Genomic DNA, 25129 nt, shown 5'->3' with positions numbered 1-25129 from the left:
GGACGCCATGGCCAACACCTTGCTCGACACTGTCTGGGATCTGCACACGGTGCGGCGCCTCCCCAACGGCGAAACTCAGCTCTTCATCGGCCTTCACCTTGTGCACGAGGTCACCAGCCCGCAGGCGTTCCAAATGCTTGCCGAGCGCGGTCTGCGCGTGCGCTATCCCGAGCGGACGTTCGCCACGGTGGATCACATCATCCCCACCGACGCGCAGCAGCGGCCCTACGCCGACGGCATGGCCGAGCAGATGTTCGCCGCCATCGAAGAGAACGTGCGGGTCAACGACCTGCCGTTCTTCGACCGGGCAACCGGTCGCCAGGGCATCGTGCATGTCATTGGACCCGAGCTTGGCCTCACCCAACCGGGCATGACCATTGCCTGCGGCGACAGCCACACCAGCACCCACGGCGCGTTCGGCGCGGTGGCGTTCGGCGTCGGTACCTCGCAGGTGCGCGACGTGCTGGCCACCCAGTGCATGTCGGTGGCCAAGCCCAAGCTGCGCCGCATTGAAGTCAATGGCCGGCTCAGCTCGGGCGTCTTCGCCAAGGACGTGATCCTGCACATCATCGGCAGCCTCGGCGTGCAGGGCGGCGTGGGCTATGCCTACGAATACGGCGGCGCGGTCCTCGACGCCATGTCCATGGACGAGCGCATGACGATCTGCAACATGTCCATCGAAGGCGGCGCGCGTGTGGGCTACGTCAACCCCGACGCCACCACCGAGGCCTACATCGAGGGCCGCGAGTTCGCGCCGGCCGGCGACGAGTTCCAGCGCGCGGCCACGTGGTGGTGCTCGCTCGCCTCGAGTCCCGACGCAAATTATGACGATGTCGTGACGATGGACGGCGCCGACATTGCTCCCATGGTCACCTGGGGCATCAACCCGGGCCAGGTCACGGGCGTCGACGACGTGGTGCCGTCGCTCGAAACGCTCGATGGACCCGGGCGAGCCGCCGCCGCGGAGGCCCTGGAGCACATGTCCCTCGAGCCCGGACGCTCCATAGCCGGCATTCCCATCGACGTGGCGTTCGTTGGGTCGTGCACCAACGCCCGGCTCAGCGACCTCCACGAGGCCGCGCGCGTGGCCCAGGGCGGGCGCGTGGCCGAAGGCGTCAAGGCGCTGGTCGTGCCCGGTTCGCAGCGCATTCGCGCCGAGGCCGAGGCCGCCGGCTTGCACGAAATCTTCCAGGAGGCCGGCTTCGAATGGCGCGAAGCCGGCTGCTCTATGTGCCTGGCCATGAACCCCGACAAGTTGCAGGGCGACCAGGTTTGCGCCTCGTCCAGCAACCGCAACTTCAAGGGCCGTCAGGGCAGCCCCACGGGCCGCACGCTCCTCATGAGCCCGGCCATGGTCGCCGCCGCGGCGCTCGCCGGCGAGGTTGCCGACGTGCGGCGGATGGTTGCGTCATGAGCGACGAGGCAGTCATCGACCGCATCGTCGGCCGCGGCGTGCCGGTGCGGGGCAATGACATCGACACCGACCGGATCATTCCGGCGCGCTATCTGCGCGAGATCACGTTCGAAGGCCTCGGCCCGCATGCCTTCGAGGACGACCGCCGCGCCCTCAACGGCGCGCACCCGCTGGACGATCCGCGCTTCGACGGCGCCGGTGTGCTGGTCGTGAACGAGAATTTCGGCTGTGGGTCGAGCCGCGAGCATGCGCCGCAGGCGTTGCTTCGTCGCGGCATCAAGGCGATCGTCGGCGAGAGCTTCGCCGAGATCTTCTTTGGCAACTGCGTGGCGATTGGTCTGCCCTGCCTGACGACGACTCCCGAGCACGCCGATGCCCTGCAAGCGCTGCTCGAGGAGGCGCCGGACACTGAGCTCACCGTCGACGTGGAGGCGGAGCGCATCGTGACGGACCAGGGCGCCTACCCGGCCTCGATCCCCGCCAGCGCCCGCGCGAGCTTCCTGACGGGCCGCTGGGACGCCCTGGGACAGCTTCTCGAAAACGCCGACGAGGTCCGCGCGACGAGCGACCGCCTGCCGTACCTCACCGGCTTCGGCGGCGAGTCCTCGTAATTGGCATCCGGCGCGCCGCCAGTCCGGTCCCTTCTCCGTCATTCCGGCCAAAGCCTGAATCCAGGCCGACGGGCAACACCCTCCGTCATTCGGACGAAGAGCCTGCCCCGGACCTGATCCAGGGGTGAGGGCGACAATATGCGCATCGGCGATTCCGTCCCCTCATCCCACCCTTCTCCCCTGGGGAGAAGGAGCCGGACTAGCTGCCGGGCTGGCAGCGAATCCACCAAGAATGTCTTGCTGTCACCCGCGGGCCCGCAGCGACGGGCCGGTTCCCTCTCCCTGGGGAGAGGGATAGGGTGAGGGGGCGGCGTGCGACGCCTTACAATGCCCTCGGCGGCAGCGCCCGCCTCACTGATCGAGACAGGCCCAAGTCCATGACTGCCCGACGCAAGGATTCTCCGCGACCCGTGAAGTCCACATTCACGGGCGCGGTCGACATTGCCGCGGCAGTCCGCGTGGCGGCTCGCTAGCCGAACCGCCGGCCGGTGGGCCACGGCCCACACCCGTTCGGGTTCTCAACCCTCCACACCTGCCGAGGAATTTCCGCATGCAACTCTCGCTCTACGACACCACGCTGCGCGACGGCGCGCAGACCGAGGGCATCTCGTTTTCCGCCGAGGACAAGCTCCGCATCGCCGAGCGCCTCGATGCGTACGGCGTGCACTACATCGAAGGCGGCTTCCCGGGATCCAACCCCAAGGACCGCGAATTCTTCACCCGCGCCGCCGAACGATCCTGGAAGCACGCGCGCATCACCGCGTTCGGCGCCACGCGCTATAAGGGCATCCGCGCCGAGTCGGACGAGAACCTGCAAGCGTTGCTGGCCAGTGAAACGCCCACGGTGACCATTGTGGCCAAGTTCTCGCGGTTCCAGGCCGAGTCGGTGCTCGAGACCACGCCCGACGAGAACCTGGCGATGATTCGCGACTCGGTGGCCTTCCTCAAGAGCGCCGGCCGCGAGGTCATCGTGGACGCGGAGCACTATTTCGACGGCCTCGATCACGACCGCGCCTACGTGGAGCAGTGCGTGCGCGCCGCTTCCGCCGCCGATTGGCTGGTGCTCTGCGATACCAACGGCGGGTCGCTGCCCGCCGGAATCCAGGAGGGAACATTGGCGGCCGCGGCCTGGACGGAGCTGCCGTTGGGCATTCACACCCACGACGATTTGGACCTGGCCGAGGCCAACGCCCTGGCCGGAGTCGAGGCCGGCGCGCGCCAGGTCCAGGGCACGGCCAATGGACTCGGCGAGCGCTGCGGCAACGCCAACCTGCTCACCCTGATCCCGACGCTCCAGCTCAAGCTTGGCCACGACTGCGTCGCGCCCGCTCAGCTTCAACAGACCGCCGCGTTGGCGCGCTATATCGCAGAGATCGCCAACGTGACGCTCGACCCCCAGACGCCGTTCGCCGGCCACAGCGCCTTTGCGCACAAGGCGGGCTATCACGGCAGCGGCATGCGCAAGCACAGCGACGCCTATCAGCACATCGACCCGCTGCTGGTCGGCAACGACTCCCGCATCCTGATTTCCGAACTGGCCGGGCGCAGCTCGGTCGTGGCTCGAGCCGACGCGTTGGGCCTGGGCTCCGACACCGACGCCGCGCAGGTCGTCGACGAGTTGAAGGCGCTCGAAGAGCGCGGCTTCCAGTTCGAGGGCGCCGAAGCGTCGTTCGAGCTATTGCTTCGTCGTCTGTCCGGGGACTACGAGCCGCCGTTTGCCTTCGTGGACTTCCTCGTGTTGGCGGAGACCCGGGGCGGGCGCGACATGCTCTCCGAGGCCATGGTGAAAATCCGCGTGGGCGAGGAGATTTTCCACACCGCCGCCGAGGGCAACGGCCCCGTCAGCGCCCTCGACCGCGCCGCCCGCAAGGCGCTGGAGCGGTTCTTCCCGGAGCTGGGCGCCATGCATCTGGCCGACTACAAGGTCCGCATCCTAAATTCCAGCGCCGCCACGGACGCGGCGGTGCGCGTGCTCATCCAGTCGTCGGACGGCGACGGCGAGTGGGGCACGGTGGGCAGCTCGGCCAACATCATCGAGGCCTCGTGGTTGGCGTTGAAGGACAGCTACGAGTACGCCCTGCTCCGCGCACGCGGCAGCCAATCCGCGGTGACGAAACCTACGTAGCAGTCCACGAACCCCCTTTCACGCCGCGGCCTGTCGCCGCACTGTCGCCTATGCCGCCGCTCCATGATCGACACCGCGCGACCGAGGTATCGACGACGGGTCATGCGGGCCCCGGACGCATGGCGAAATCCGGAGCGGCAGCCGCGTGACTGTTGGCGGCGTGACCGGCGACGCCATCGCCGCTGAACTTCCGGGCCTTGCCGGACTTAGCGCGGGCGCGCCCGCGCTGAGGCTTCCCTTCCCGCGACGCCTCGTTATAGGTCCGGTCGAGTGGCGTGGCACTCTAGCGCCAGCGCGCATGACTAGCGAACGCACGGAACCGGCCGAACGCCCCGACGCGATCCTCGGGCGTCGCCTGGTGCGCAACGAACCGGACGCGCTGGGCGGCGTCTACGACTTGCTCAGCCCAACGGTGTGGTCCATGGCGCGGCGAGCCTTTCCCCAGGCGGTTGCCGAGGATGTCGTGCAGGACGTATTCATGCAGGTCTGGACGCGCCGCCACCAGTTCGACGAGTCGCGCGGCTCGCTCGCCGCCTGGGTGCTGCGCATCGCGCGCAACCGCATCACCGACACCATTCGCGCCGCCAACGCCCGTCCCCAGCTCTATCCCTACGAGGTCGATCTCGACGCTCGGCAGCAGGCCGACGGCGAGCCCGCCCCGTGGGAGCACGCCTGGCTCGCCGAGCGCCGGCAGAAGCTGCGCCAGGCGATCCAGGGCCTGAGTCAGACCGAGCAGGACGTGCTTTGGCTGGCGTATTTCGGCTACACCCAATCGGAAATCTCGAAGCGCCTGGACGTGCCGCTGGGCACGGTCAAGACGCGCACGCGCGCCGGCTTGCGAAAGTTGCGCGAACGCCTGGGCGACCAGGACCTGCTGGGCTAGCGCTCATGGCCTCACCGGACATCCACGACCTCATCGGCGGCTACGCGCTCGACGACCTCAACGCGTCCGAAGCCCGCGAGCTCGAGGCGGTCCTGGCGCGCGATCCCGCGCTGCGCCGCGAGGCCGAAGCCGTGCGCCAGGCGCTTGAGACGTTGGCGCTCGACGCGGGCGCTCAAGCCCCGCCGGCGGACCTCCGCGGTCGGGTCATGGCGGTCGCCGCGCCGCCCAGGCGACGCCTCCGAATGCCGTCATGGCCCATGCTTGGATTCGCGGGCATGTCCACGGTCGGCACGGCGGCGGTCGCGGCGGTCATCGTGCTCGCGCTGCGAATCGGCGATCTCCAGCAGACGGTTGACGACATGCAGGACGAGCTGTCGGCCCAGAGCGCCGCGCTCGTCGGCATTCATGCGGAGCAACCCCACATCGTCACGCTGCACGGTATGCCTGGGGCCGACGACGCCTGGGCGCAACTGATCTTCGACGACGCGGGCTCCGAGGTCATGCTCGTGGTGGACGGCCTTCACGCCCCGCGCGACCAGCACGTCTATCACTTCTGGATGGTTGACGAGAGCGGTGCCCGCGTCAGCGGCGCCAACTTCAGCACCGACCACGCGGGCAGCGCCGTGGTGTTGGTGGTGAGCGACCACCCCGTGCACGTCTTCCACGCGTTCGAGGTCACCGAGGAGCCGATGCACGAAAGCCCGAGCAGCCCCACCGGCCCCCCCATGCTCCACGGGACGATGCCGCAGTAGCAGCCGGCCCGGTGCTCGGATCAGGCCTGGGTGATGAGCTGCGCCGCCACCTGGGTGATGTCGCGCAGGGCGTTGTGCGGCATGAACTCGTCGGTGGTGTGCACGTCGATGTAGCCGACCCCCAGGCATACCGACGTGATGCCGTTGAGGTTGAATTCATGCGCGTCGCTCCCGCCGCCCGTGCTGACGTGCCGCGGCGTCAGCCCCGACGCCAGGACGGCGCGGTCGGCCAGCTGCACGGCCGGCTCGTCCTCCGCCAATTGATACGCCACGTAGAACCGGCGCTCCTCGAAGTCGAATGAGCCGCCCAGGTCGGTCGCCGCGTCGGCGACCGCCGTTCGCATCGCGTCGATCTGCGCCGCGAGCCGGTCCTCGCTGAGACTGCGCGCCTCGGCCTCGATCCGTGCCGTGGGCGCCACGATGTTCGACTGCTGCCCGCCCTCGATGCGTCCGATGTTGGCGGTCGTTTCGGCGTCAACGCGTCCCAGCGGCATGCGGTCCACCGCCCGCGCCAGCAGGCTGATGGCGCTGATGCCCAGTTCCGGCTCGATCCCCGCGTGCGCCGCGCGTCCGTGCAGCGTGGCCGTGCAGCGAATCTGGCCCGGCGCGCGCATCACCACGGTGCCAACCGGCCCGCCGGCGTCGAACACGAATGACGTACGAGCCTCGATGGACTGCGGGTCAAAGGCCTTCGACCCGATGTGCCCGACTTCCTCGCCCACGGTAATCACCAGCTCGATGGGCGCGTGATCCAGACCGGTCTCGTCAATCGCGCGGACGGCTTCGATGATCGCGGCCAACCCGGCCTTATCGTCCGCGCCCAGCACGCTCGACCCATCGGACCGCACCCCGTCGGCGTCCACCACCGGCCGCATGCCCGGCGTCGGCTGCACGGTGTCCATGTGCGCGTTGAGCATGATGAGCCCATCGCTGCGTCCACGGCCCGCCCAGCGCCCGATCAGATTTCCGATCTCGTCCTGCCGAAACCGGATGCCCAATGGCTCCAGCGCGGGTCGAATGATCGCCGCCACGCGCTCCTCGTCACCGTAGTAGCTGTCGACCGAGAGCATGTTGATGAAGTTGTCGAGCATGCGGTCCCAGTTGATCGGCACCAGGCCCGGGCTTTCAGGCATCGCGTTGCTCCGGCGCGCGGCAACCGGGCAGCCGGCCTTGGTGCTGACTACCCAACGACGATCGCCTGCGCCGCGACCTGCGCCAGCTGCCGCAGCGCCTCGTGCGGCGCGAACTCTTCCACGGAGTGCGCCCCGGTGCAGCCCATGCCCAGCATGACCGACCAGATGCCCTTGGCGTTGAACTCGTGCGCGTCGCTGCCGCCGACCGTGAAGACGGGCGACGGCTCGAGTCCGGCCGCCCGAATCGCGCGGTTGGCCCACAGAACGACTGGGTTCTGTTGGTTGAAGCCAAACGCGTCGATTCGCATGGTTTCCTCATATTCCACCGTGCCGCCGAACTCGCTGGCCGCCTCTTCCATGACCTCGCGCATGTGCGCGATCTGCTGCTCGAGGGCCCTCGGGCGCAAACTGCGCGCCTGGCCGACCAGTGTCACCTCCGGCGGCACGATGTTCATCGCTTGCCCGCCGTTGATCGTGCCGATGTTGGCCACGGTGTAACGCGTGATGCGTCCCAGCTTCATCCGGTCGATGGCCCGCGCCGCCATGGCGATGGCGCTGATGCCGTTCTCGGGTTCGACGCCGGCGTGCGCCGCGCGCCCGCGAAACACCGCCGTGAACGCCTGCGCCGACGGACCCTCCGTCACCACCGTGCCGACCGGCCCGTCACCGTCGAACACCAGCCCCCGGCGCGATTCGATGGTTTCGGGATCGAACGCGCGTGACCCGATATGTCCCACGTCCTCGCCGACCGTGAAAACCAGCTCGATTGGCCCGTGCGGCAGGCCCGCGTCCGCCACTGCCTGCACGCCCTCCATGATGACCGCCACGCCCGCCTTGTCGTCCGCGCCGAGAACGCTCGAGCCGTCCGACGCAACGCCCTCGTCCGTCACCACGGGTTCCATGCCCGGCGTCGGCCACACGGTGTCCATGTGTGCGTTGAGCATCAACGGCGCGGCGTCGCTGTCCTGGGCGTCCCAGCGGGCGATGAGATTTCCGTGGGCGTCGACCTCCGTCGTCAGGCCCACCGCGTGAAGCATCGGTTCGAGGACTTCCACGATCCGATCCTCGTGGCCGTGATAGCTGTCGATGCGCACCAGGCGCAGGAACGTCTTCAGCAGGCGGTCGTGATCGATGGGGACGAGATCGGGCATGGGCCTTGGGTCTCCGCGGGACCAAACAGCGCATTTTGGCTGATTTGGCCGATGTAAGCAGCTTTTGGCACACGGGGCGTGCTAAACATGCGCCATGCCCGCGCTTGAGATTCGAGGACTGCGCAAGTCGTTCGCGGACGTGACCGCCGTTCGCGACGTGTCGCTCACCGTCAATCCGGGCGAGATTCTTGGTCTGCTCGGACCCAACGGCGCCGGTAAGACCACCACCATTCGCGCCGTCATGGGCATCGTGGCGCCCGACGCCGGAGACATCAGCATTCATGGCCAGACGCCGTCCATCGAGCTCAGACGCCGCATCGGCTATCTCCCGGAGGAACGCGGGCTCCATCGCGGCGTGCGCACGTTGGACGCCGTGGAATACCTCGCCCGGCTCAAGGGGCTCGGCCGAGCCCAGGCCCGCTACCGCGCCGAGTCCTGGCTCGGGCGGCTTGACCTTGGTGACGCGACCTCTCGAAAAACCGATGAGCTCAGCCGTGGCATGGCGCAGAAAGCGCAGATCGCGGCCACGCTGCTCACCGACCCGGACATCCTGATCTTGGACGAACCGACGCAGAACCTGGACCCGATCAACGTCAAGCTCTTGCTCGACATCATCCGCGAGCGCCGCGACGCAGGCGCCGCCATCGTCATCAGCACCCACGTCATGAGCCAGGTCGAGGACCTGGCCGACCGCATCTACCTCATCGCTGACGGCCGCGGTGTGATCGAGGGCCGCGTGGCGGACGTCCGTCGCGCCTACGCCCCCAACGCCGTTCGGTTTGTATCGCCCGATCGCGTCGCCAATCTTCCCGGCGTGGACGAGCTTCGCGAGGAGGACGGCGCCTACTACGCCGTGCTCGACGAGGGCGTCGCGCCCGAGACTGTCCTGCGTGAGTTGGTGCAGCGCGGCGTGCGCATCGACCGCTTCGAGCGCGCGCTGGCCTCGCTCGACGACGTGTTCATCCAGGCCGTGCGCGGGGCGGGCCGCGATGCGTAACGCGGCCGTGGTGGCCGCCTGGGAGCTGCGGCGCACGGTGGGTCGCAAGGGCTTTCTCATCAGCACGGCCACCGTGCCCGTGCTGCTGCTGATCACGGTCCTGGTCTTCGTAATCTTCGGCGACCGCATCGGGGCGGCGGCCGCCGAGGCGACGACGTCGGAACCCGCCGACGGCTACGGGCTGATTGATCAGGCCGGCGTGTTGGAAGGGCGCGAGCTAGCGCCGGGACTGGAGCGCTTTGCCGACGAGGCGGCGGCGCGCGCGGCGCTTTCACAGGGAGCCGTCGACGGCTATTTCGTGGTCGGCGAGGACTACATGGCGTCCGGCGACGTGCGCTTCGTGGCCGAGGAGTTCGGCACGTTCGGCGAGCGCGAGGGTGATGCCCGCCGCGCCATCCGTTCCGTGCTTCTCGACGCGCTGCTTGAGGTGCACGTGGCGCCCGAGATCGCGCCCCGCATCCAGCAGCCCGTCGCGCTGCGTGCCTCGAACGTGGACGGCTCCCCGCCGCGAGGATTTGGCGCCGGAGTGATTTTCGACTCCGTGGTGCCCTACGTGGCCGCCATTCTCTTCATGATCGTCGTCTTCACCAGCGCCGGATACCTCCTGGAAGGCGTGAGCGAGGAGAAGGAGACCCGGGTCATCGAGGTCGTGCTGTCGTCGGTCACGCCCGACCAGTTGCTGCTCGGCAAGGTGGCCGGTCAGGCCTTGGCCGGCCTCACGCAGCTGCTGGCGTGGGTGCTCCCCGCGCTCGTGCTGGTGCCGGTGCTGCTCGCCCAGTTCGACGACCTCGGCGACCTGACCTTCAACCTCGCGGTGCTCCCGCTCGCCCTGGCCTACTTGCTGCTCGGCTACCTGTTGTTCGCGGCGTTCTACGCCACCGTGGGGTCCATGACCACCACCTTCAAGGAGAGCCAGCAGCTCGCCGCGTACCTCATCCTGCCGTCCATCGTCCCCTTCATGCTGAGCGCGTTTATCCAGGGAGACCCCGACGGCACGCTGGCCGTGGTGCTCAGCTGGATTCCCATCACCGCGCCCGTCGGCGGACTGCTGCGCGTGGCGGCCGGTTCGCATGACACGCTGTCACTGGCGATCAGCGTGGGGATCCTGGCCGCCTGCGTCCCCATCGGCCTCTGGATCAGCACGCGAGTCTTCCGCATCGGCCTGCTGGTATACGGCCGGCGCCTGCGCCTGGGCGACATCCTCCGCGCGGTGCGCGGCTGATTTAGCTTCGACCGGGTCCGGCTCCCTCTCCCTGGAAGGGAGAGGGCTGGGGTGAGGGTCATCCCACCCCGTCCACGCGCCCGAACATGCGCTCCCTCCGTCATTCCGGCGCAAGCCGGAATCCAGCCAGGCTCGCTCTCAGTCGGAGGGGAGCTGTCCGGTCCCCTCTCCCTCGATGGGAGAGGGCTAGGGTGAGGGGGACCCATCGGAACGACGCTCTGGGCCATGCCGTCAGGGCACCAACGCCGAATACCGCCACTCCCGATCGGCCATGACCACCCCGACGACCCGCGGATGCTCAACCAGTCGCCGAAGCAACGCCTCAACCTCCGGCAGTTCCACGGCGTCCACGCCCGCGAGCACCGGCCACACGCGGGCGTTCTCCGGCGCCCGCTTGAGACCGCCCGATTCGTCCAGCAACACCCTCGGCACGTGCTCCGGGCCAATCACGCCGTCCACCGAGATTCCCAGCAGCGCCGCCACCTGCTCCGGCCGGTGCACCTGCTCGGAATCAATTCGCCGCCCCACGGCCCGCAGGTTCACGACCGGCATCACTAGCGACGCACTGGCGGGCATCGACGGTTCGTGGTCCGCCGGGGCCTTGAGCAGTCTTCCCCGCGCCCCGTCGGCCTCCACGATCACGCAGTCGGCCCGCGCCGCGTCCCGCAGCTCCGACGCCCGGTCCGCCGACACGCCCTGCCAGCGATCGGGTCCCGCCGATCCAGTCACCACCGTCACCTCGCGCCGAAGGTCCAGCAGACCGCGCAGCTCGGTGGCCCAGCGCTCCGGCGGAATCTCCACCACGCCGGGACTTTGGGCCATCGTCGGTCGATAGATGATCGTGGACTTGGTCGTCAGCACGCGCCGCCCCGCCGCGGCCAGCGCGCGGCTCAGCGCGAACATGGTCGAAGTCTTGCCACCGGCGCCCACGATGGCGACGATGTCGCCAGGCGCCGCTATGCTCGCCACGTCAACTGGCCTGAGTTCCCGATGAGGCATCAGCCGCAGCCAAACCGGGAGGCGGCCGGCGGCGGCATGGTTCGCCGACCGATCTCGGCGAAGGAGTGATCGATGGGCACCGCTTCACCCCCAGCGCAGCGATTCAGCGCGGACGATCTCCGCGCGTTCACCGCCGCCATCTTCCGCACCGCGGGCGTCGCGGACAAGGACGCGCGGGTCGTGGCGCACGGGCTGGTGGACTCGAACCTGCGCGGGGTCGATACGCACGGCATCACGCGCATACCCATCTACCTGGAGCGGCTCCACGCGGGTCTGGTCAACGCCCAAGCCCGGCCCCGGATCGTCACCGAATCGCCCACCACCGTCGCGGTCGACGGCGACAACGGGCTCGGGCACGTGGTGTGCGACTTCGCCATCGACGCCACCATCGAGCGTGCCAAGGCCAACGGCGCCTGCTGGACCGGCATCCGCGAGTCCAACCACAACGGCTCGCAGGGCTATTGGGCGCTGCGCGGCGCGCGCGCCGGCCTGATGACCTGGGCCTTCACCAACGGTGAGGCCATCGTCGCGCCCTGGGGCGGCAGCGAGAAGTTCGTCTCCACCAACCCCATCTGCATCGCCATGCCCACCGATCCGCCCGACGAGCTGGTGCTCGACATGGCCACCACCCAGGTCGCCGCCGGCCACATTTTCCTGGCGCAGAGCCGCGGCGAGCCGATCCCGGAGGGCTGGGCGCTCGACGCCGACGGCAACGACACGACGGACCCGGCGGCCTTTCTCGACGGCGGCTCGCTGCTGCCCCTGGGCGGATACAAGGGCGCCGGGCTCTCGCTGCTCATCGACGTCATGGCCGGCATCCTCTCCGGCGCCGCGTCCACCGTCGACGTGGGCAGCATGTACTGGCAGCACAAGGACCGTCCCCAGCGCGTCGGGCATTGCTTCCTGGCCGTCGACGTGTCGCGCATGATGCCGCTCGAGGAATTCAAGTCCCGGGTGGCCGGCACCCTGGCGGCCATGCGCGAGGTGGCCCGGCGGCCGGGATTCGACCAGGTCTTCGCCCCCGGCGACATCGAGGCCGCCAACGCCGCCGACCGCGAGGCCAACGGCTGCCCGCTCACCGACGACATCATCGCCACCCTCACCGAAACCGGCGCCGCCGTCGGCGTGGAGTTTCCGTCGCCCCTGGACGGGTCGGCGTAGGCCAGACCGTGGGGCCGCGTACACTGAACGCGTAACCGAGCATCGAGACACGCAACTGATGCCGACCGCCATCGTCACCGGAATCACCGGCCAAGACGGCTCCTACATGGCCGAGTTTCTCCTCGAGCGCGGCTACCACGTCGTCGGAATCGTGCGCCGCACGAGCACCGAGAACAACGGCCGCATCGCGCACATCCAGGACGACATCACGCTCGAACCCGGCGATCTGCACGACCAGTACTCGCTGATCGAGATTCTCAAGAAGCACCGGCCCGACGAGGTCTACAACCTGGCGGCCCAGTCGTTCGTGCAGACCTCGTGGTACCAGCCGGTGCTCACCGGCGAGGTCACGGCCCTCGGCGCCACGCGCATGCTGGAGGCCGTGCGCGCGGTCGATCCCAGCATCCGCTTCTACCAGGCCTCCAGCAGCGAGATGTTCGGCGCCGTGCAGGAGTGGCCGCAGAGCGAGTCCACGCCCTTCTATCCGCGCAGTCCCTACGGCGTCGCCAAGCTCTACGCCCACTGGATCACCATCAACTACCGCGAGAGCTTCGACATGTACGCCTGCTCGGGCATCTGCTTCAACCACGAGTCGCCGCGCCGCGGGCTCGAGTTCGTCACCCGCAAGATCAGCTACAACGCCGCCCGCGTGCACCACGAGATCATCGACAAGGTGCCCTTCGGCAATCTCACGACCACGCGTGATTGGGGCTATGCGCCCGACTACGTGCGGGCCATGTGGCTCATGCTGCAGCAGCCCGAGCCCGACGACTACGTGCTGGCGACGGGCGAGACGCATTCCGGCGAGGAGTTTGCCGAGCTGGCCTTCGGGCATCTCGGCCTGGACGCCCGCGATCACATCTACACCAGCGAAGACCTGTTTCGGCCCGCCGAGGTCGACCGCTTGATCGGCGACCCGACCAAGGCCCGCGAGAAGCTGGGCTGGGAGCCGAGCGTTACCTTCAAAGAGCTCGTGACCATCATGGTCGATGCCGACATGGAGCTGGTGGGGAGCGAGCTGGCGCACGCGCAGATCATGGCGTCGCGGCACGGCGCGTGAGCGCGGCCGAGTGCTCGTGGGACGGCGCCCGGGTGCTGGTCACCGGGGCTCGCGGATTCATCGGCCGGCATCTCGTCGCGGGCTTGGAGGCAACCGGCGCTGAGGTCATCGCCGCCGACCGCGGCGGGGATGCCGACGCCAAGCTGGACCTGCGCGACGGTGACACCGTCCGTGCGGCGATTGAATCGACACAGCCCGCGGTCGTGATCAACCTCGCCGCCGTCGCCGATCCGCGACAGGCCGAGGCCGACCCCCTGGCGGCCTACGACGTGAACGTCCTCGGGCAGCTGCGGGTCATTCTGGCCCTGCGCGAGCTGGCCCCGGATGCGCGGCTGATCGTCCTCGGCTCGGCGCTGCAATATGGCCGGGACGGACATGACCGTCCGGTCCGCGAAGACGATCCCCAGCGACCCGAAGGGGTGTATGCCACGACCAAGGCGGCGGCGGACGTGCAGGCCGCCCAGCACCACCGCTCCGACGGCCTGGACATCGTCCGGCTGCGCCTCTTCAACGTCATCGGTCCCGGCCGGCCCGAGGAGTACTTCCCCGCCCCGCAAATCAGGCAGGCCGCCGAGATCCTGGACCGTGGCGCCCCAGCGCTGATTCGCACCCTGAGCCTTCGCGACACCCTGGATTTCGTTGACGTGCGCGACGCCGCCGACGCCATTCAGGCCGTTGCGGCGCGTGGGCGGACCGGCGCCGCCTACAACGTCGCCTCCGGGCAGGCGACGCCCCTGCGCGCGGTGGTCGACCGGCTCATCGAGATCGCCGGCATTCAAGCCGAGATTCAAGAAGGTGGGTCGAATGCAGCGGCACAGGGCCGCGTCGTCGTCGGCGACCCGTCCCTGATTGCCCGCGACACCGGCTGGCGCGTCAGCCGGACCGTGGACGACTCGCTGCGAGATGGCCTGACCGAAGTGCGCGAGCGCCTCGCCTCGTCCGTGCCGATCGTCGCGTGAGCCGCGCCGTCCCAAGGCAGCCATGACCGCCGAAACGATCCGCTTCGGCACCGACGGCTGGCGCGCGGGCATCGCCGACGAATACACCTTTGCCAACGTGCGCCGCGTCGCCCAGGGATTCGCCCACTTCGTGCGCCGCGAGTGGTCCTGGCAAAACGGCATCGTCGTCGGCTACGACCGCCGCTTCGGATCGCCTGAGTTCGCCCGCGCCGTGGCCGACGTGCTGGGCGCCAACGGCATCCCGGCCTTCCTCGTGGACCGGCCCTGTCCCACCCCCGTCGCGGCGTTCAGCATCGCCGGCGTGGGCGCGGCGGGCGCCGTGATGATCACCGCCAGCCACAATCCGCCCAGCGACAACGGCTTCAAGATCCGCACCGCCAGCGGCGCCGCCCTTCCGCCCGCGAGCCTGGAGAAGGTCGAGGCGGCCGTCGCCCGCGTCACGCCGGAGTCGATTCGCAACCTCGGCGCGCCCCAGGCCGGTCAGGTCAAGACCTTCGACCCGGGCTCTGCCTATCTCAGGCACGTGCCGAACCTGCTCGACCTGCCCGGACTGCGGCAGCGCGACCGCCGCGTGGTCGTGGACGCCATGTACGGCTCGGGCGCCGGCTGGCTGCCGCGCTTGCTCCAAGGCGGCAAGCTCCGGGTGCAGGAGATCCACTCCGAGTGGAACCCGGCGTTTCCGGGTCTGGCGCGACCAGAGCCCATCCCGCCCCAAACGGACGCCCTTGGGGACGCGGTCCGCGAGGCGCGGGCCGCCGTGGGCTTGGCGGTCGACGGCGACGCCGACCGCCTGGGCGTGGTCGACGAGCACGGCCAGTTCGTGGATCAGCTTCGCACCATCGCGCTGCTGGCCTACTACATGCTGGAGCATCGCGACGACCGCCGGCCCCTCGTGAAGACGCTCACCACGTCCGCGATGCTGGAGCGGCTCGGGCGGCTCTATGACGTGCCGGTGCACGAGACCGGCGTGGGCATGAAATACGTGGCCCCGACCATGCGCGACACCAACGCGGTGATGGGCGGCGAGGAGAGCGGCGGCTATGTGTTCGGCCTGCACATGCCCGAGCGCGACGGCATCGTCGCCGGCCTGTTCTTCCTCGACCTCATGATCTGCGAGGACAAGACCCCGTCGCAGCTCGTCCGGATGCTCTTCGAGAAGCTCGGACGCGAGTACCACTACCGCCGCCTGGACCTGCGCTTTCCGGCCGAGGAGCGAGCGGCGATCATGTCCCGCATGGAGGCTTGGGCGCCCGAGAGCATCGACGGCACGCCCGTGGCTCGACGCGGCGACTTCGACGGCTTCAAGTACTACCTGGCCGACGAAAGCTGGCTGCTGGTGCGCTTCTCGGGCACCGAGCCGCTGCTCCGCATCTATTGCGAGACGACATCCGCCGATCGCGTGGATCGGCTGCTCGACATTGGGCGGTCCGCCGCCGGGGTCCCATGAGCGCACCCTCGGACGACGTCACCATCGTGGACAAGCCCTGGGGTCGCGAGATCATCTACGCCAGCTGCGAGCACTACCTGGGCAAGGTGATCGAGATCAGCGAGGGCCACCGGCTCAGCCTGCAAGCGCACGTGGAGAAGGACGAGACGATCTACGTGCTTGACGGAAGACTTGCCCTGACCGTCGGTTCCGCGCCGGAGACGGTGCAGACCCGCGACATGGAGTCCGGCCAGGCCTTCCGTGTGCGAGCCGGGACCGTGCATCGCTTCGCCGCCCCCTACGGCGACGTGCGGGTGCTCGAAGTGTCCACCCCACACCCCGACGACGTAGTGCGCTTTTCCGACGACTACGGCCGCTCGCCCGACTAGATTCGGCAGCGTCGCTCGGGGCCGCCGCCCGAGCGGACGCTACGCAGGCGCCGGGGGCCTTCGAGCCAACAACGCGGCTTCGCCAAGCAGGTAGACGAAGGCCACGGCGTCCGCCACCAGGATGACCGTCACCACCTGGCGCGCGCTTTCATGCGCCACGGCAAATGCAACGAGGGTCGCCGCCACCAAGACCGCCAAGGGGAGCCACACTCGCAGATTGGATGCGCCGATGTGGAGACTCGCCGTCATCGTCGCGATGGCCAGCATCGCCGCCGCGGCGACGTACTTCGGCAGCAGCGCCGTGTTGAGCGTGTATTCGTCTCGAAACGCCACGCTGTAGACGAACTCGGGCCGCAGCAGCACGACTACCGCCACGATTGACCCGGCAAACACCATCAGCCCCACGCTGATCAGGTAGGCCCGCACGTAGTCCTCACCGCGCGTGGCGGCCTGGACCACAAAGGGGAGCAGCACCAGCCCGATCGTGATCCCGCTCCAGTAGACCATCCGGCCGATGACCGCGAGCACGGCGTAGTCGGCGGCGACGTCCGGGGGATGGAACACGCGCATCGCCAGCCCGTCCAGGTGCAGCATGGCGACCATGATGGTGACGATCAGGCCAACGCGAATGTGCACCCACGGCGGCTCGCCTGACTTCGCCGCGTCGGCCGGCTCGGAATCGCCGCGCAGCAGACGTCGCAGCGCGACCACACCCATGCCTATGGAGGCGAGTGCGCCTCCGGGACCTGCCAGCAGCGCGCCGGTTGAACCACCGCCGGCCAGCACGCCGACGGTACCGACGCCCAGCCGGCCAAACCCATGCATTGCCACGACGGCGCCGTGCGCCACGAAGTCCCTCGCCCCTTGCGTGATGCCGCGGAACAGCGGCTCCACCAGCCCCAAGCCGGCCCCGACCGCGGCCACCAGCATGGGCCAGGGGCTGGTCAGTTGAAGGGCGCGCACCAGCAGTGGTGTGAGCGCGGCGAGAATCGCGGTGAGCAGGATCGCCGCAATCGTCAGCCGCCGGCCGGCGGTCCACGCCGCCAGGCGCATATCCGCCAGCCGCTCCAACGCGAAGAGCCGCGCGCTGCTTCGCGCGATGACGGTCTGGATGACCAGGGTGGACGCCCCCAGCACGGAAAGCACCCCGAGCACGACAAACGTCTCGCCGTAGACCGTCTTCTCGAGGGTGCGCGACAGGAAAACCTGGAACCCCGCGGCCGCCAGCCCACCCGCGGTGACGAAGGGTATGAGCGTCAGGTTATCGCGCAGGATCTCGATGGTCGCGCGCGACATACGCCCGGCGACGCCGCCACGCGTGCTCAATCGGCCGCGTCCATCCGCCGCGACGCCGGTTCAATCGGCATGAGGGGCACTGTGATGGAAGCCGGCGCTAGTCCTTGTAGTCGTCGCGCGCCGGGTTCCAGATTTCGATCACGAAGCACGGCTCCAAGGCCCGCGCCCCGTGCGGCACGTCGCCCGGAATCACCCACGACGTGTTGGCCCCGACCACGGTCGTGTCGTCGCCCACGTCAAGCTCCAGGCTGCCGCTGATGCAATAGCCGATTTGCTCGTAGACGTGATCGTGCCGCGGCACGGTGCCGCCGGTCTCCATGTGAATCTCCGCCAGCAACATGCGGTCGCCCCACACCATCGTGCGGCGCTGTATGCCGTCGCCCATGTCGATGATCGGGCGGTCGTCTCGGTGGTTGATGCTCATCGTGTCTGCTCCTTGGGCCTCGGATGGGTGGTGGGCGGTCTCAGCGCCCGCTCGATGTCGATGGCCGCCATTGTGTCGCAGATGCGCGCGGATCACGACCCACGGTCAATCGGCCGCCCGTGCTCGGGCTAGTCCCAGAGGTCCGTGCTGAGGTACTTGAGTCCCGAGTCGTTGATGATCGTGGCCACCGTGCCGCCCTGGAACTCGCCCTGCAATAGCTCCAGGGCCGCCGAAACGTTCGCTCCAGACGAGAAGCCGGCGAAGATCCCTTCCTCGCGCGCCAGACGACGCGTCATTTCCGTCGCCGCCTCGTCGTCGATGGTCAGAAATCCGTCCACCACCTCCGACGGAATGTTCGCGAGCTCCGCGCGCGAATAGCCCGCGCCTTGGATGCGGTGATCCGCGTTCACGATTGGCTTCCCCGCGAGGACGGCGGCGCCGGCCGGCTCCACCACGAAGCACTTGACGCCTGGAATCGCTTGCTTGAGCGCCGCGGACGTGCCGCCCACGGTTCCACCCGACCCGGCCATGTCGCAGAACGCGTCGATGGCCCCGCCGGTCTGCGCCACCAGCTCCGGACCGGTCGTGTCCCGGTGCGCCCGGAAGTTGCTCTGCAAGCGGAATTGGTCCGGTCGAAAGGCCCCGCGCTCCCGCACGATGCGCTGGGCTTCCGCCTCCACCAGGTCGAGGTCCGCCCCCGAGACTTTGCCCGGCGTCGATTCGGGCAGCTGGTCCACCAGCACCACTTCGGCGCCGAGCGCGCGCATCATGCGCGCCCGCTCCTCCGAGTTCCCGCGCGACATCACCGCCACGAACTGATAGCCCTTGATCGCGCAGACGATGGAGAATCCCGTGCCGGCGTTGCCGCTGGTCAGCTCCACCACGGGCTGCCCGGGCCGCAGCTCGCCGCTGGCCTCGGCGTCCTCGATCATCCGCAGCGCCACGCGGTCCTTCTTCGAAAACCCGGGCTGCAAGTAGTCCAGCTTGACCACCAGGCGCCCCGGCAGCCCCCGCGTCAGACGCGACAGCGTCACGACCGGCGTATTGCCGATCGCGCCCAGCACGGAATCGAGGTTCCCGTCCGTGCGCGCGGTGGTCATCGCAAACCTCCGGCCATTGAAGTCCTCTGATTGAGTTCCTTCTCTCCTAAACGAGAGCTTTGCGAATACCCTCCGTCATTCCGGCGAAAGCCGGAATCCAGTCCGGTCGCATCTCGCGCCGGGGCAAGGACTCTGGACCCCGGCCTTCGCCGGGGTGACGAAGCGGCTTCCGACAGCCCGCGTGCGACTGGTCCGTCGGCCCGCTGAATTGCCCCAGACTGGGCCATCACAAGCATTTGCCTGGGAGACACGGCGCCTATCCGACCCACGGCGCGGCCACGCCGTACTGCGCCGCGACCCCGGCCAGGGGATCGAGCACGCCCGCCGGGAATGGAATGCCCGTCACGACGCGCTCGTCGTAGAGGTCCCACTCGATCTGCCCCGGCATGCTCACCCGATCCACGCCTGCGGCGGGTTCGAGGCCGTTCACCGCGTCGGTCTGCGCGTCCATGGCGACGGTGAAGTCCGCCAGCGGCATGACCGCCGATATGTCCATGGCCATGAAGAACAGGCCGCCGTCCAGCGGACCGCCGAGCACCAGCGGCTCCTTCTGCAGCGCCGATCCGCCGCCGGTCAGCGCGCCCACCAGCACGTCGTGCACCACGGCCAGCGCATATCCCTTGGGACCCGCGGCTGGCGCCACAAAGGCCACCTTGGCCGGATCGCGGGTGGGCCGGCCCTCGGCGTCGGCCGCGACGCCCTCCGGCGCTAGGAATCCGCCCTCGCCCAGCGCCGCGATCTTGCCCAGCGCCACCGCTCCCGTTGCCATGTCCAGCACCGTGGGACGGTGGCGCCGGCCGGGAAAGGCCCAGGCCAGCGGGTTGTTGCCGGCGGCCCCGCCGCGTCCCCCGGTCGCCAGCAGCACGGGGCCGCGCAGGTTGCTGGCGCAATAGCCCATGCAACCGGCCTCCGCCGCCATGATGACCCAATAGCCGGCCGCGCCGAAGTGGCCGGTGTTGTCGACGATCGTCATTCCCACGCCGAATTCGTGCGCCAGCTCAATCGCCCGGCCCATCGCGATCTCGGACGCGACCTGACCCATCCCGTTGTCGCCGTCGAACGTCGCGTGGCCCGGACCGCTGCTGACTTCCCGCACCGTCGGCCTGGGATTCAGGGATTTGTTCGCAAGCGTCCTGAGATAAAGGGGCAGCATCCGCACGCCGTGCGAGTGCACCCCGCGCAGGTCCGCGTGCACCAGCGTCCGGGCCGTCAGAGCAGCGCCCGCCGCGTCCACCCCCACGGCTTCCAGCAGCTTGCCCGCGAACGCCTCGAGCTCACCGCGCGCGACCCGCGGGCCGCTGGTGTCGTAGGTGGTGTGTGTCGCGGCGCCCATGGGATCAGCTCCAGGCCGGGGCGACGCCCAGGCCTCGCGCGGTGACGGCCAGGTCGTCGAGCAGGCCGTCCGGATACTCGATGCCGTCAGCCACCGACCGCTCACGCTTTCGCCACTCCGGTTCGCCGGGAGCCATCACTCCGTCGGATCCCTCCGCCGGCGGGATGGCGTGGAGCCGGTCGATGGCATCGTCGACATCCGCCATGAACTCCGACACGGGCCGGAACGCGGCAATGTTGATCGCGCCAAACACTTGCCCGACCGGCTGCGGATCGTCGGGCTTCCGGTTCACCCGCGCCACCGCGCCCGCCAGGATTCCCGCCAGCGTCTCGGTCACGATGCCCATGCCGTAGCCCTTGGGTCCCGCGAACGGAATCAGGTTGACGAGCGCGGCCGGGTCGGTGGTCGGATTGCCGTCTGCATCCACGCCCCAGTCGTCCGGAATCGGCGTTCCGGCCGCCCGCGCCACCCGCACTTTGCCCATCGCGGCCGCGCCCACGGCCATGTCGGCCACCAGCGCCGGGTGCCTGGCCGCCGGCAATGCCCAGGCGATGGGACCGTTGGTCAGGGCCACCTCGCGGCTGCCGTAGGCCAGCACGCCGGCCACGCCGCCGCCGTTGCTGGAGCAGAATCCGATGCAGTCGTGCTCGGCCGCTCGCAGCGCCCAATGCGCCGCCGGCCCGAAGTGGGTGCCGTTCTTCACGAAGACGAACGCCGCGGCGCCCGCCAGGGCAAGCTCAACGGCGCGGTCGACGCCGCGAGCGGCGGACACCGGGCCCAGGGCCCCGTCGGCGTCCAAGACGGCCACCGCAGGTCCCGAAACGACTTCACGGATCTCGGCGCCGGGGCGCATCCGGCCTTCGCGAATCCAGTCGGTGTAGATCGTCAGCCGCATCACGCCGTGCGAGAACAAGCCGCGCAGGTCGGCTTCCACCAGCATGTCGGCGACGCTCGCCGCCTCCGCCGCCGAGCATCCGGCGGCGGCCATCACGTCGGCGGCGAACGTCCGCATGGTTTGGTGGTCCATGCGAGGGTCACAGGTCATTGTGGTTCAGTCATTCCTCCGCCCGACTCCCACTCTCCTTGAGTCCGACTCCCTCTCCCCTTGAGGGAGAGGGTTGGGGTGAGGGGTTCTCCGCCACCACCTCGCCCAGGATTTCCACGCCTCTCTCGATAGCCTGCGGCTCAGTGTGACTGAACGCCAGCCGAATGGCGTGGCGCGTGTCCCCGTCCACTCGGAATTCCGCGCCGCTGCGGACGCGCACGCCGCGCTCGGCGCATTCACGCACGATCGCCGCCACGTCGCGCGACGGGTCGAACGTGATCCACACGAAGAACCCGCCCTCGGGAGTCCGCCAGGTCGCCCGATCCTCGAGATGTCGGTCGAGCGCCTCCATGATCAGGTCGCGCTTGTCGCGATAGAAGGCCCGCACCCGCGCGATCTGCGATTCCATGTGGTCCTGCATGAACCGCGCCGCAATGGCCGAGGCGAAGGGGCTGGTGCCGCTGTCCGGCTTCAGCCGCAGCACCCGGTTGATCAGGGGCGCCGAGCTTGCCATCCACCCGAGGCGAATACCGGCCCCGAGGATCTTCGAGAACGTGCCGGTGCGCACCACGAGCCCGCTGCCGCCGTCCAGCTCCAAGAGCGACGGCACCCGCTCGCCCTCGTAACGCAGCTCGTAGTAGGCGTCGTCCTCCAGGATCGGAACGCCCTCCGCGCGGCATACGTCGAGCAGTTCGCGTCGGCGGGTCACGCCGACGGTCAGGCCCGTCGGATTCTGGAAGGTTGGCATGGTGTAGAACACGAACGGCCGGTCGAGCGCCCGCGCATGCCGGGCGACGGCCTCCGGCTGCGGTCCGTCGTCGTCGAACGGAATGTGGTCGACGCGACCGGTCAGCCGACGCGCCGGAATGGCCCCGTACGACACTTCGTCCATGGCCAACGGCCCGTCGAGTTCGGTGAAGGTCCGGAGCACCAGGTCGAGCGCCTGGCTCGAGCCGTTGGTGATCGCAATCTGGTCGCGGCCAAGGTCCAGCCCCTCGTAGTGCCGCAGCTTGGCCCGGACCACGTCGATCAGCTCCGCCGCGCCTTCGGTGTGCGTATACAGCAGCGCCTTGGGATTGCCGGGCAGCGCGGCTCGCGCCGCCTCCGCCAGCTCTTCCAGCGGCAGCACGTCAACCGCGGGCTGACCCACCGTCAGATCCGCCACCAGGGCACCGTCCGAGCGACTCGGCGTCACCATCGCGCTGCCGCGCCCACGCCGCCGCCCGGCGGCGCTCAGCGACGGCTCGAAGTCAAATGGTTCCGGCAGTTGGGGTCGCCTCAGGTGAAAGCACGGCGCGCGGCGTCATCGTGGCACACGGGCGGGCAAACTCCCTCTCCCCTGGAGGGCGAGTGCTGGGGTGAGGGGGAAAACGCCCGGTCGACGGCTCTCCATTGCTCTCTCCGTTCGAGTCCGGCGCCCTCTCCCTTGGGGAGAGGGTCGGGGTGAGGGGTTCCCCGCCATACCCGCGTCCCGTCCCTCACCCCGGCGAAGGCCGGGGTCCAGAGTCACTTTCCTGGTGCGAGATTCGCCTGGACTGGATTCCGGCCTCTGCTGGAATTCTGTCTGAGCTGCCTTAGAACGGCCCGCGCGTGGCGGCGGCGCGGGGAGCTCGCGGGACCGGCACCGATCGCTTTTCGCAGACGATGGCGTCGGTGGTGAGCACCATTTGGCCCACGCTGACCGCGGCTTGCAGCGAGGAGAGCTTCGTCGCCAGCGGATCGAGGAGGCCGCCAGCATAGGCGTCGACGTAGTCGCGCCGCAGCGCGTCCCAGGTGCCCCACGGCTCCATCCGCCGCACGCGGTCCAGGACCACGGACGGCCGCTCCCCGGCGTTTCTGGCGATCCGCCGGATCGGGGCTTCCAGCGCGTCGTGCAGGGTGCGCGCGCCGGTGGCGGCGTCCCCGGTGAGCGCCTCGGCCGCGCGGGCGACCGCGTCCTGCGCGCGCAGATAGGCCGCGCCGCCGCCGGGCACCACCCCGGACTCCCGGGCGCGGCGCACCGCGGCCACGGCATCGTCGGCCTTGTCCTTGCGCGCCCGGCGTTCCTGCTCGGTGATGCCGCCGACCAGCATCATGCCCACCGCTTCGCCCAAGCGCGCGACGCGGCGCTCGAGCCGCCGCCGGTCCACGTCGGTGAGCGCTTGCGCGACCTGCGCCCGGATTTGCCGTTGCCGGTCCCGGATCTCGGGCTCGCGCCCCTCGCCTTCCAGGATCACCGTGGTCGTCCGATTCACCACGGCGCGACGACAGCGGCCCAGCCATTCCAGCGGCACGTCGTCCCAGGTCGCGCCCACGCCTTCCGAAACGACGGTGGCGCCGGTCAGGGCCGCCAGGTCTTCCAGCATCTCGAGCATCTCCGTGCCGAACGAGGGGGCCTTGACGGCGATGACGTTGAGCCGTCCCTGGGCGCGGTTTTGCAGCAGCAGGTGCAGCGCGCGGTCCCGCACGTTCCGGGCCACGACCAGGATCGTCGCCGGTCCGCTGGCGCGCACCTGGTCGAGCACCGGCACCAGGTCGCGCTCATGGTCCAGGTCGCGATCCGTCAGGAGCACGTACGGCTGTTCCAGCGTCACCTGGATGCGATTGGCCCCTTCGTTGAAGAGCGGCGAGAGCCAGCCGCGGTCGATCTGCATGCCGTCGATGTAGCGCGCCTCGAGGCGCTTGGTGCCGCGGTGATAGTCGGCCAGGATCAGTCCGTCCGGACCGACCGCCGTGGCCATGTCCGCGATCAGACGTCCCATGGGCGGGTCTTCCGACGACACCGTCGCCACGTGCCGCAGCTGCTCGGTCGACTCCGCCGGGCGTGCAAGGTCCCGCAGCGCCGCCGCCGCCGCCGCGAATCCGCGCTCCAGCCCCTCGCGCAGGCGCATGCCGTTGGCGCCGGCCGCTATGTTGTAGAGACCTCGATGGACGATGGCCTGGGCCAGCACCACCGCGGTCGTGGTGCCGTCGCCCCCGGCATCGTCGGCGGTCTGCGCCGCGCGCCGCATGAGTTGCAGGCCGAGATCCAGGACCGGATCGCGCACCTCTTCCAGCTCGTTCGCGATGGTGGCCCCGTCGTTGGTCAACCGTGGGGCGCCCATGCTGCGCGCGTAGGCCACGTTGCGCCCGCCCGGCCCGAGCGTGGCCCCGATGAGATTGGCGGCAAGGTCTACGCCCGCTCGCAATGCCTCGCGAGCGGGCGCGCCAAAGCGAACGAGCTTCGGCCGCGCGGTGCTAGGGGAAGCGACCGCTGCGGCCTCCGCGGAACGGCGGGCTAGCTGAGGACCGCCAGCAGGTCGCGCTCCGCAATGATGAGAAGGTCTGAGTCATCGATTCGAACTTCGGTGCCCGAGTACTTGGCGAACAGCACCCGGTCGCCTTCCTTCACGTCCACTTCGATCACGTTGCCGTCGTCCGTCGTCCGGCCGCGGCCGACCGCGATCACCTCGCCCTCCATGGGCTTCTCTTTAGCGGTATCCGGCAGCACCAGCCCGCTCTTGGTCGTTTCCTCACGGCTCACGGTTCGGATGAGGATGCGGTCACCCATCGGGCGGACCTTCGTCGCCACTTCAGACATTCAGATCTCCTCCGTACAACACGCTGACTTTCCGGGACGGCGTCGCGCGAACGCGCGTGCTTGGTTGGGTGGTCGCCGAACCGGGCGAGT

General features: G+C 69.3%; 22 protein-coding genes and 1 pseudogene. 12 read left to right on the top strand and 11 right to left on the bottom strand.

Features of this window, described 5'->3' with window-relative positions:
- Positions 1 to 7 precede the first annotated feature (7 nt).
- From leuC to OXG33_02805, 5 genes are all read left to right on the top strand, one after another.
- Positions 8 to 1414: a 3-isopropylmalate dehydratase large subunit gene (gene leuC, locus OXG33_02825; GenBank protein MCY4112859.1), complete on the top strand. Its 1407-nt coding sequence runs from the start codon at positions 8 to 10 to the stop codon at positions 1412 to 1414.
- Entirely contained in the window at positions 1411 to 2025 is a 615-nt protein-coding gene (locus OXG33_02820) for a 3-isopropylmalate dehydratase small subunit (protein ID MCY4112858.1), read from the top strand. Before leuC ends, OXG33_02820 begins: the two co-directional genes overlap by 4 nt.
- Before the next feature lie 550 nt (positions 2026 to 2575).
- The gene (gene cimA / locus OXG33_02815) at positions 2576 to 4150 is read left to right on the top strand and encodes a citramalate synthase (GenBank protein MCY4112857.1); all 1575 of its coding nucleotides are present in this window, start codon (positions 2576 to 2578) and stop codon (positions 4148 to 4150) included.
- Positions 4151 to 4448: 298 nt separating this feature from the next.
- A complete protein-coding gene (locus OXG33_02810; protein MCY4112856.1) occupies positions 4449 to 5033 on the top strand; it encodes a sigma-70 family RNA polymerase sigma factor in 585 nt (194 codons plus the stop codon).
- A gap of 5 nt (positions 5034 to 5038) precedes the next feature.
- Complete coding sequence (locus tag OXG33_02805) at positions 5039 to 5785, top strand: anti-sigma factor (GenBank protein MCY4112855.1); 747 nt, start codon at positions 5039 to 5041, stop codon at positions 5783 to 5785.
- A gap of 20 nt (positions 5786 to 5805) precedes the next feature.
- Here the strand turns inward: OXG33_02805 and OXG33_02800 are convergent, their stop codons facing one another.
- Together OXG33_02800 and OXG33_02795 are read right to left on the bottom strand one after the other, a co-directional pair.
- Complete coding sequence (locus OXG33_02800) at positions 5806 to 6918, bottom strand: M20/M25/M40 family metallo-hydrolase (GenBank protein MCY4112854.1); 1113 nt, start codon at positions 6916 to 6918, stop codon at positions 5806 to 5808.
- Between the two features lie 47 nt (positions 6919 to 6965).
- Positions 6966 to 8069, bottom strand: a complete 1104-nt coding sequence (locus OXG33_02795) for a M20/M25/M40 family metallo-hydrolase (protein ID MCY4112853.1) — start codon at positions 8067 to 8069, stop codon at positions 6966 to 6968.
- A 94-nt stretch (positions 8070 to 8163) separates the two neighbouring features.
- Here OXG33_02795 and OXG33_02790 point away from each other — a divergent pair, with 94 nt between their 5' ends.
- Together OXG33_02790 and OXG33_02785 are read left to right on the top strand one after the other, a co-directional pair.
- Positions 8164 to 9066: an ATP-binding cassette domain-containing protein gene (locus OXG33_02790; protein MCY4112852.1), complete on the top strand. Its 903-nt coding sequence runs from the start codon at positions 8164 to 8166 to the stop codon at positions 9064 to 9066.
- Positions 9059 to 10288: an ABC transporter permease gene (locus tag OXG33_02785; GenBank protein MCY4112851.1), complete on the top strand. Its 1230-nt coding sequence runs from the start codon at positions 9059 to 9061 to the stop codon at positions 10286 to 10288. Before OXG33_02790 ends, OXG33_02785 begins: the two co-directional genes overlap by 8 nt.
- 231 nt (positions 10289 to 10519) lie before the next feature.
- Here the strand turns inward: OXG33_02785 and yqeC are convergent, their stop codons facing one another.
- The gene (gene yqeC, locus OXG33_02780; protein ID MCY4112850.1) at positions 10520 to 11257 is read right to left on the bottom strand and encodes a selenium cofactor biosynthesis protein YqeC; all 738 of its coding nucleotides are present in this window, start codon (positions 11255 to 11257) and stop codon (positions 10520 to 10522) included.
- A gap of 102 nt (positions 11258 to 11359) precedes the next feature.
- Here yqeC and OXG33_02775 point away from each other — a divergent pair, with 102 nt between their 5' ends.
- Genes OXG33_02775 through OXG33_02755 form a run of 5 tightly spaced genes read left to right on the top strand, consistent with a single transcriptional unit; the run spans position 11360 to position 16282 of the window.
- Positions 11360 to 12448, top strand: a complete 1089-nt coding sequence (locus tag OXG33_02775; GenBank protein MCY4112849.1) for an Ldh family oxidoreductase — start codon at positions 11360 to 11362, stop codon at positions 12446 to 12448.
- A gap of 58 nt (positions 12449 to 12506) precedes the next feature.
- Positions 12507 to 13508 (top strand): GDP-mannose 4,6-dehydratase, encoded by a 1002-nt coding sequence (locus OXG33_02770; GenBank protein ID MCY4112848.1) that lies wholly within the window; start codon positions 12507 to 12509, stop codon positions 13506 to 13508.
- Positions 13505 to 14467 carry an NAD-dependent epimerase/dehydratase family protein gene (locus OXG33_02765; protein MCY4112847.1) on the top strand — a complete coding sequence of 321 codons (963 nt, stop codon included), beginning with the start codon at positions 13505 to 13507 and terminating at the stop codon, positions 14465 to 14467. The genes OXG33_02770 and OXG33_02765 overlap by 4 nt, the downstream gene beginning before the upstream one ends.
- Positions 14468 to 14489: 22 nt before the next feature.
- On the top strand, positions 14490 to 15914 hold the full coding sequence (locus OXG33_02760) for a phosphoglucomutase/phosphomannomutase family protein (GenBank protein MCY4112846.1): 1425 nt from the start codon (positions 14490 to 14492) through the stop codon (positions 15912 to 15914).
- Entirely contained in the window at positions 15911 to 16282 is a 372-nt protein-coding gene (locus OXG33_02755) for a cupin domain-containing protein (protein MCY4112845.1), read from the top strand. Before OXG33_02760 ends, OXG33_02755 begins: the two co-directional genes overlap by 4 nt.
- A gap of 39 nt (positions 16283 to 16321) precedes the next feature.
- Here OXG33_02755 and OXG33_02750 read toward each other — a convergent pair whose 3' ends face one another.
- The 8 genes and pseudogenes from OXG33_02750 to groES all read right to left on the bottom strand — a co-directional run bounded on the left by OXG33_02750 (position 16322) and on the right by groES (position 25039).
- Positions 16322 to 17608 (bottom strand): hypothetical protein, encoded by a 1287-nt coding sequence (locus OXG33_02750; GenBank protein ID MCY4112844.1) that lies wholly within the window; start codon positions 17606 to 17608, stop codon positions 16322 to 16324.
- Between the two features lie 67 nt (positions 17609 to 17675).
- Positions 17676 to 18002: a cupin domain-containing protein gene (locus tag OXG33_02745; GenBank protein ID MCY4112843.1), complete on the bottom strand. Its 327-nt coding sequence runs from the start codon at positions 18000 to 18002 to the stop codon at positions 17676 to 17678.
- A 128-nt stretch (positions 18003 to 18130) separates the two neighbouring features.
- Positions 18131 to 19102: a cysteine synthase family protein gene (locus OXG33_02740; GenBank protein MCY4112842.1), complete on the bottom strand. Its 972-nt coding sequence runs from the start codon at positions 19100 to 19102 to the stop codon at positions 18131 to 18133.
- Between the two features lie 256 nt (positions 19103 to 19358).
- Complete coding sequence (locus OXG33_02735) at positions 19359 to 20435, bottom strand: Ldh family oxidoreductase (GenBank protein ID MCY4112841.1); 1077 nt, start codon at positions 20433 to 20435, stop codon at positions 19359 to 19361.
- Positions 20436 to 20439: 4 nt separating this feature from the next.
- On the bottom strand, positions 20440 to 21462 hold the full coding sequence (locus tag OXG33_02730) for an Ldh family oxidoreductase (GenBank protein MCY4112840.1): 1023 nt from the start codon (positions 21460 to 21462) through the stop codon (positions 20440 to 20442).
- A 28-nt stretch (positions 21463 to 21490) separates the two neighbouring features.
- Complete coding sequence (locus tag OXG33_02725) at positions 21491 to 22645, bottom strand: PLP-dependent aminotransferase family protein (GenBank protein ID MCY4112839.1); 1155 nt, start codon at positions 22643 to 22645, stop codon at positions 21491 to 21493.
- Between the two features lie 409 nt (positions 22646 to 23054).
- Positions 23055 to 24674, bottom strand: a pseudogene (gene groEL, locus OXG33_02720) (chaperonin GroEL).
- A gap of 62 nt (positions 24675 to 24736) precedes the next feature.
- Positions 24737 to 25039, bottom strand: coding sequence for a co-chaperone GroES (gene groES, locus OXG33_02715; protein ID MCY4112838.1), 303 nt, complete (start codon positions 25037 to 25039; stop codon positions 24737 to 24739).
- Positions 25040 to 25129 lie beyond the last annotated feature (90 nt).

It is taken from the genome of Chloroflexota bacterium (assembly GCA_026708035.1).
Classification (GTDB): Bacteria; Chloroflexota; UBA11872; order UBA11872; family UBA11872; genus JAJECS01.
This window is presented reverse-complemented; position numbering and strand designations above follow the sequence as displayed.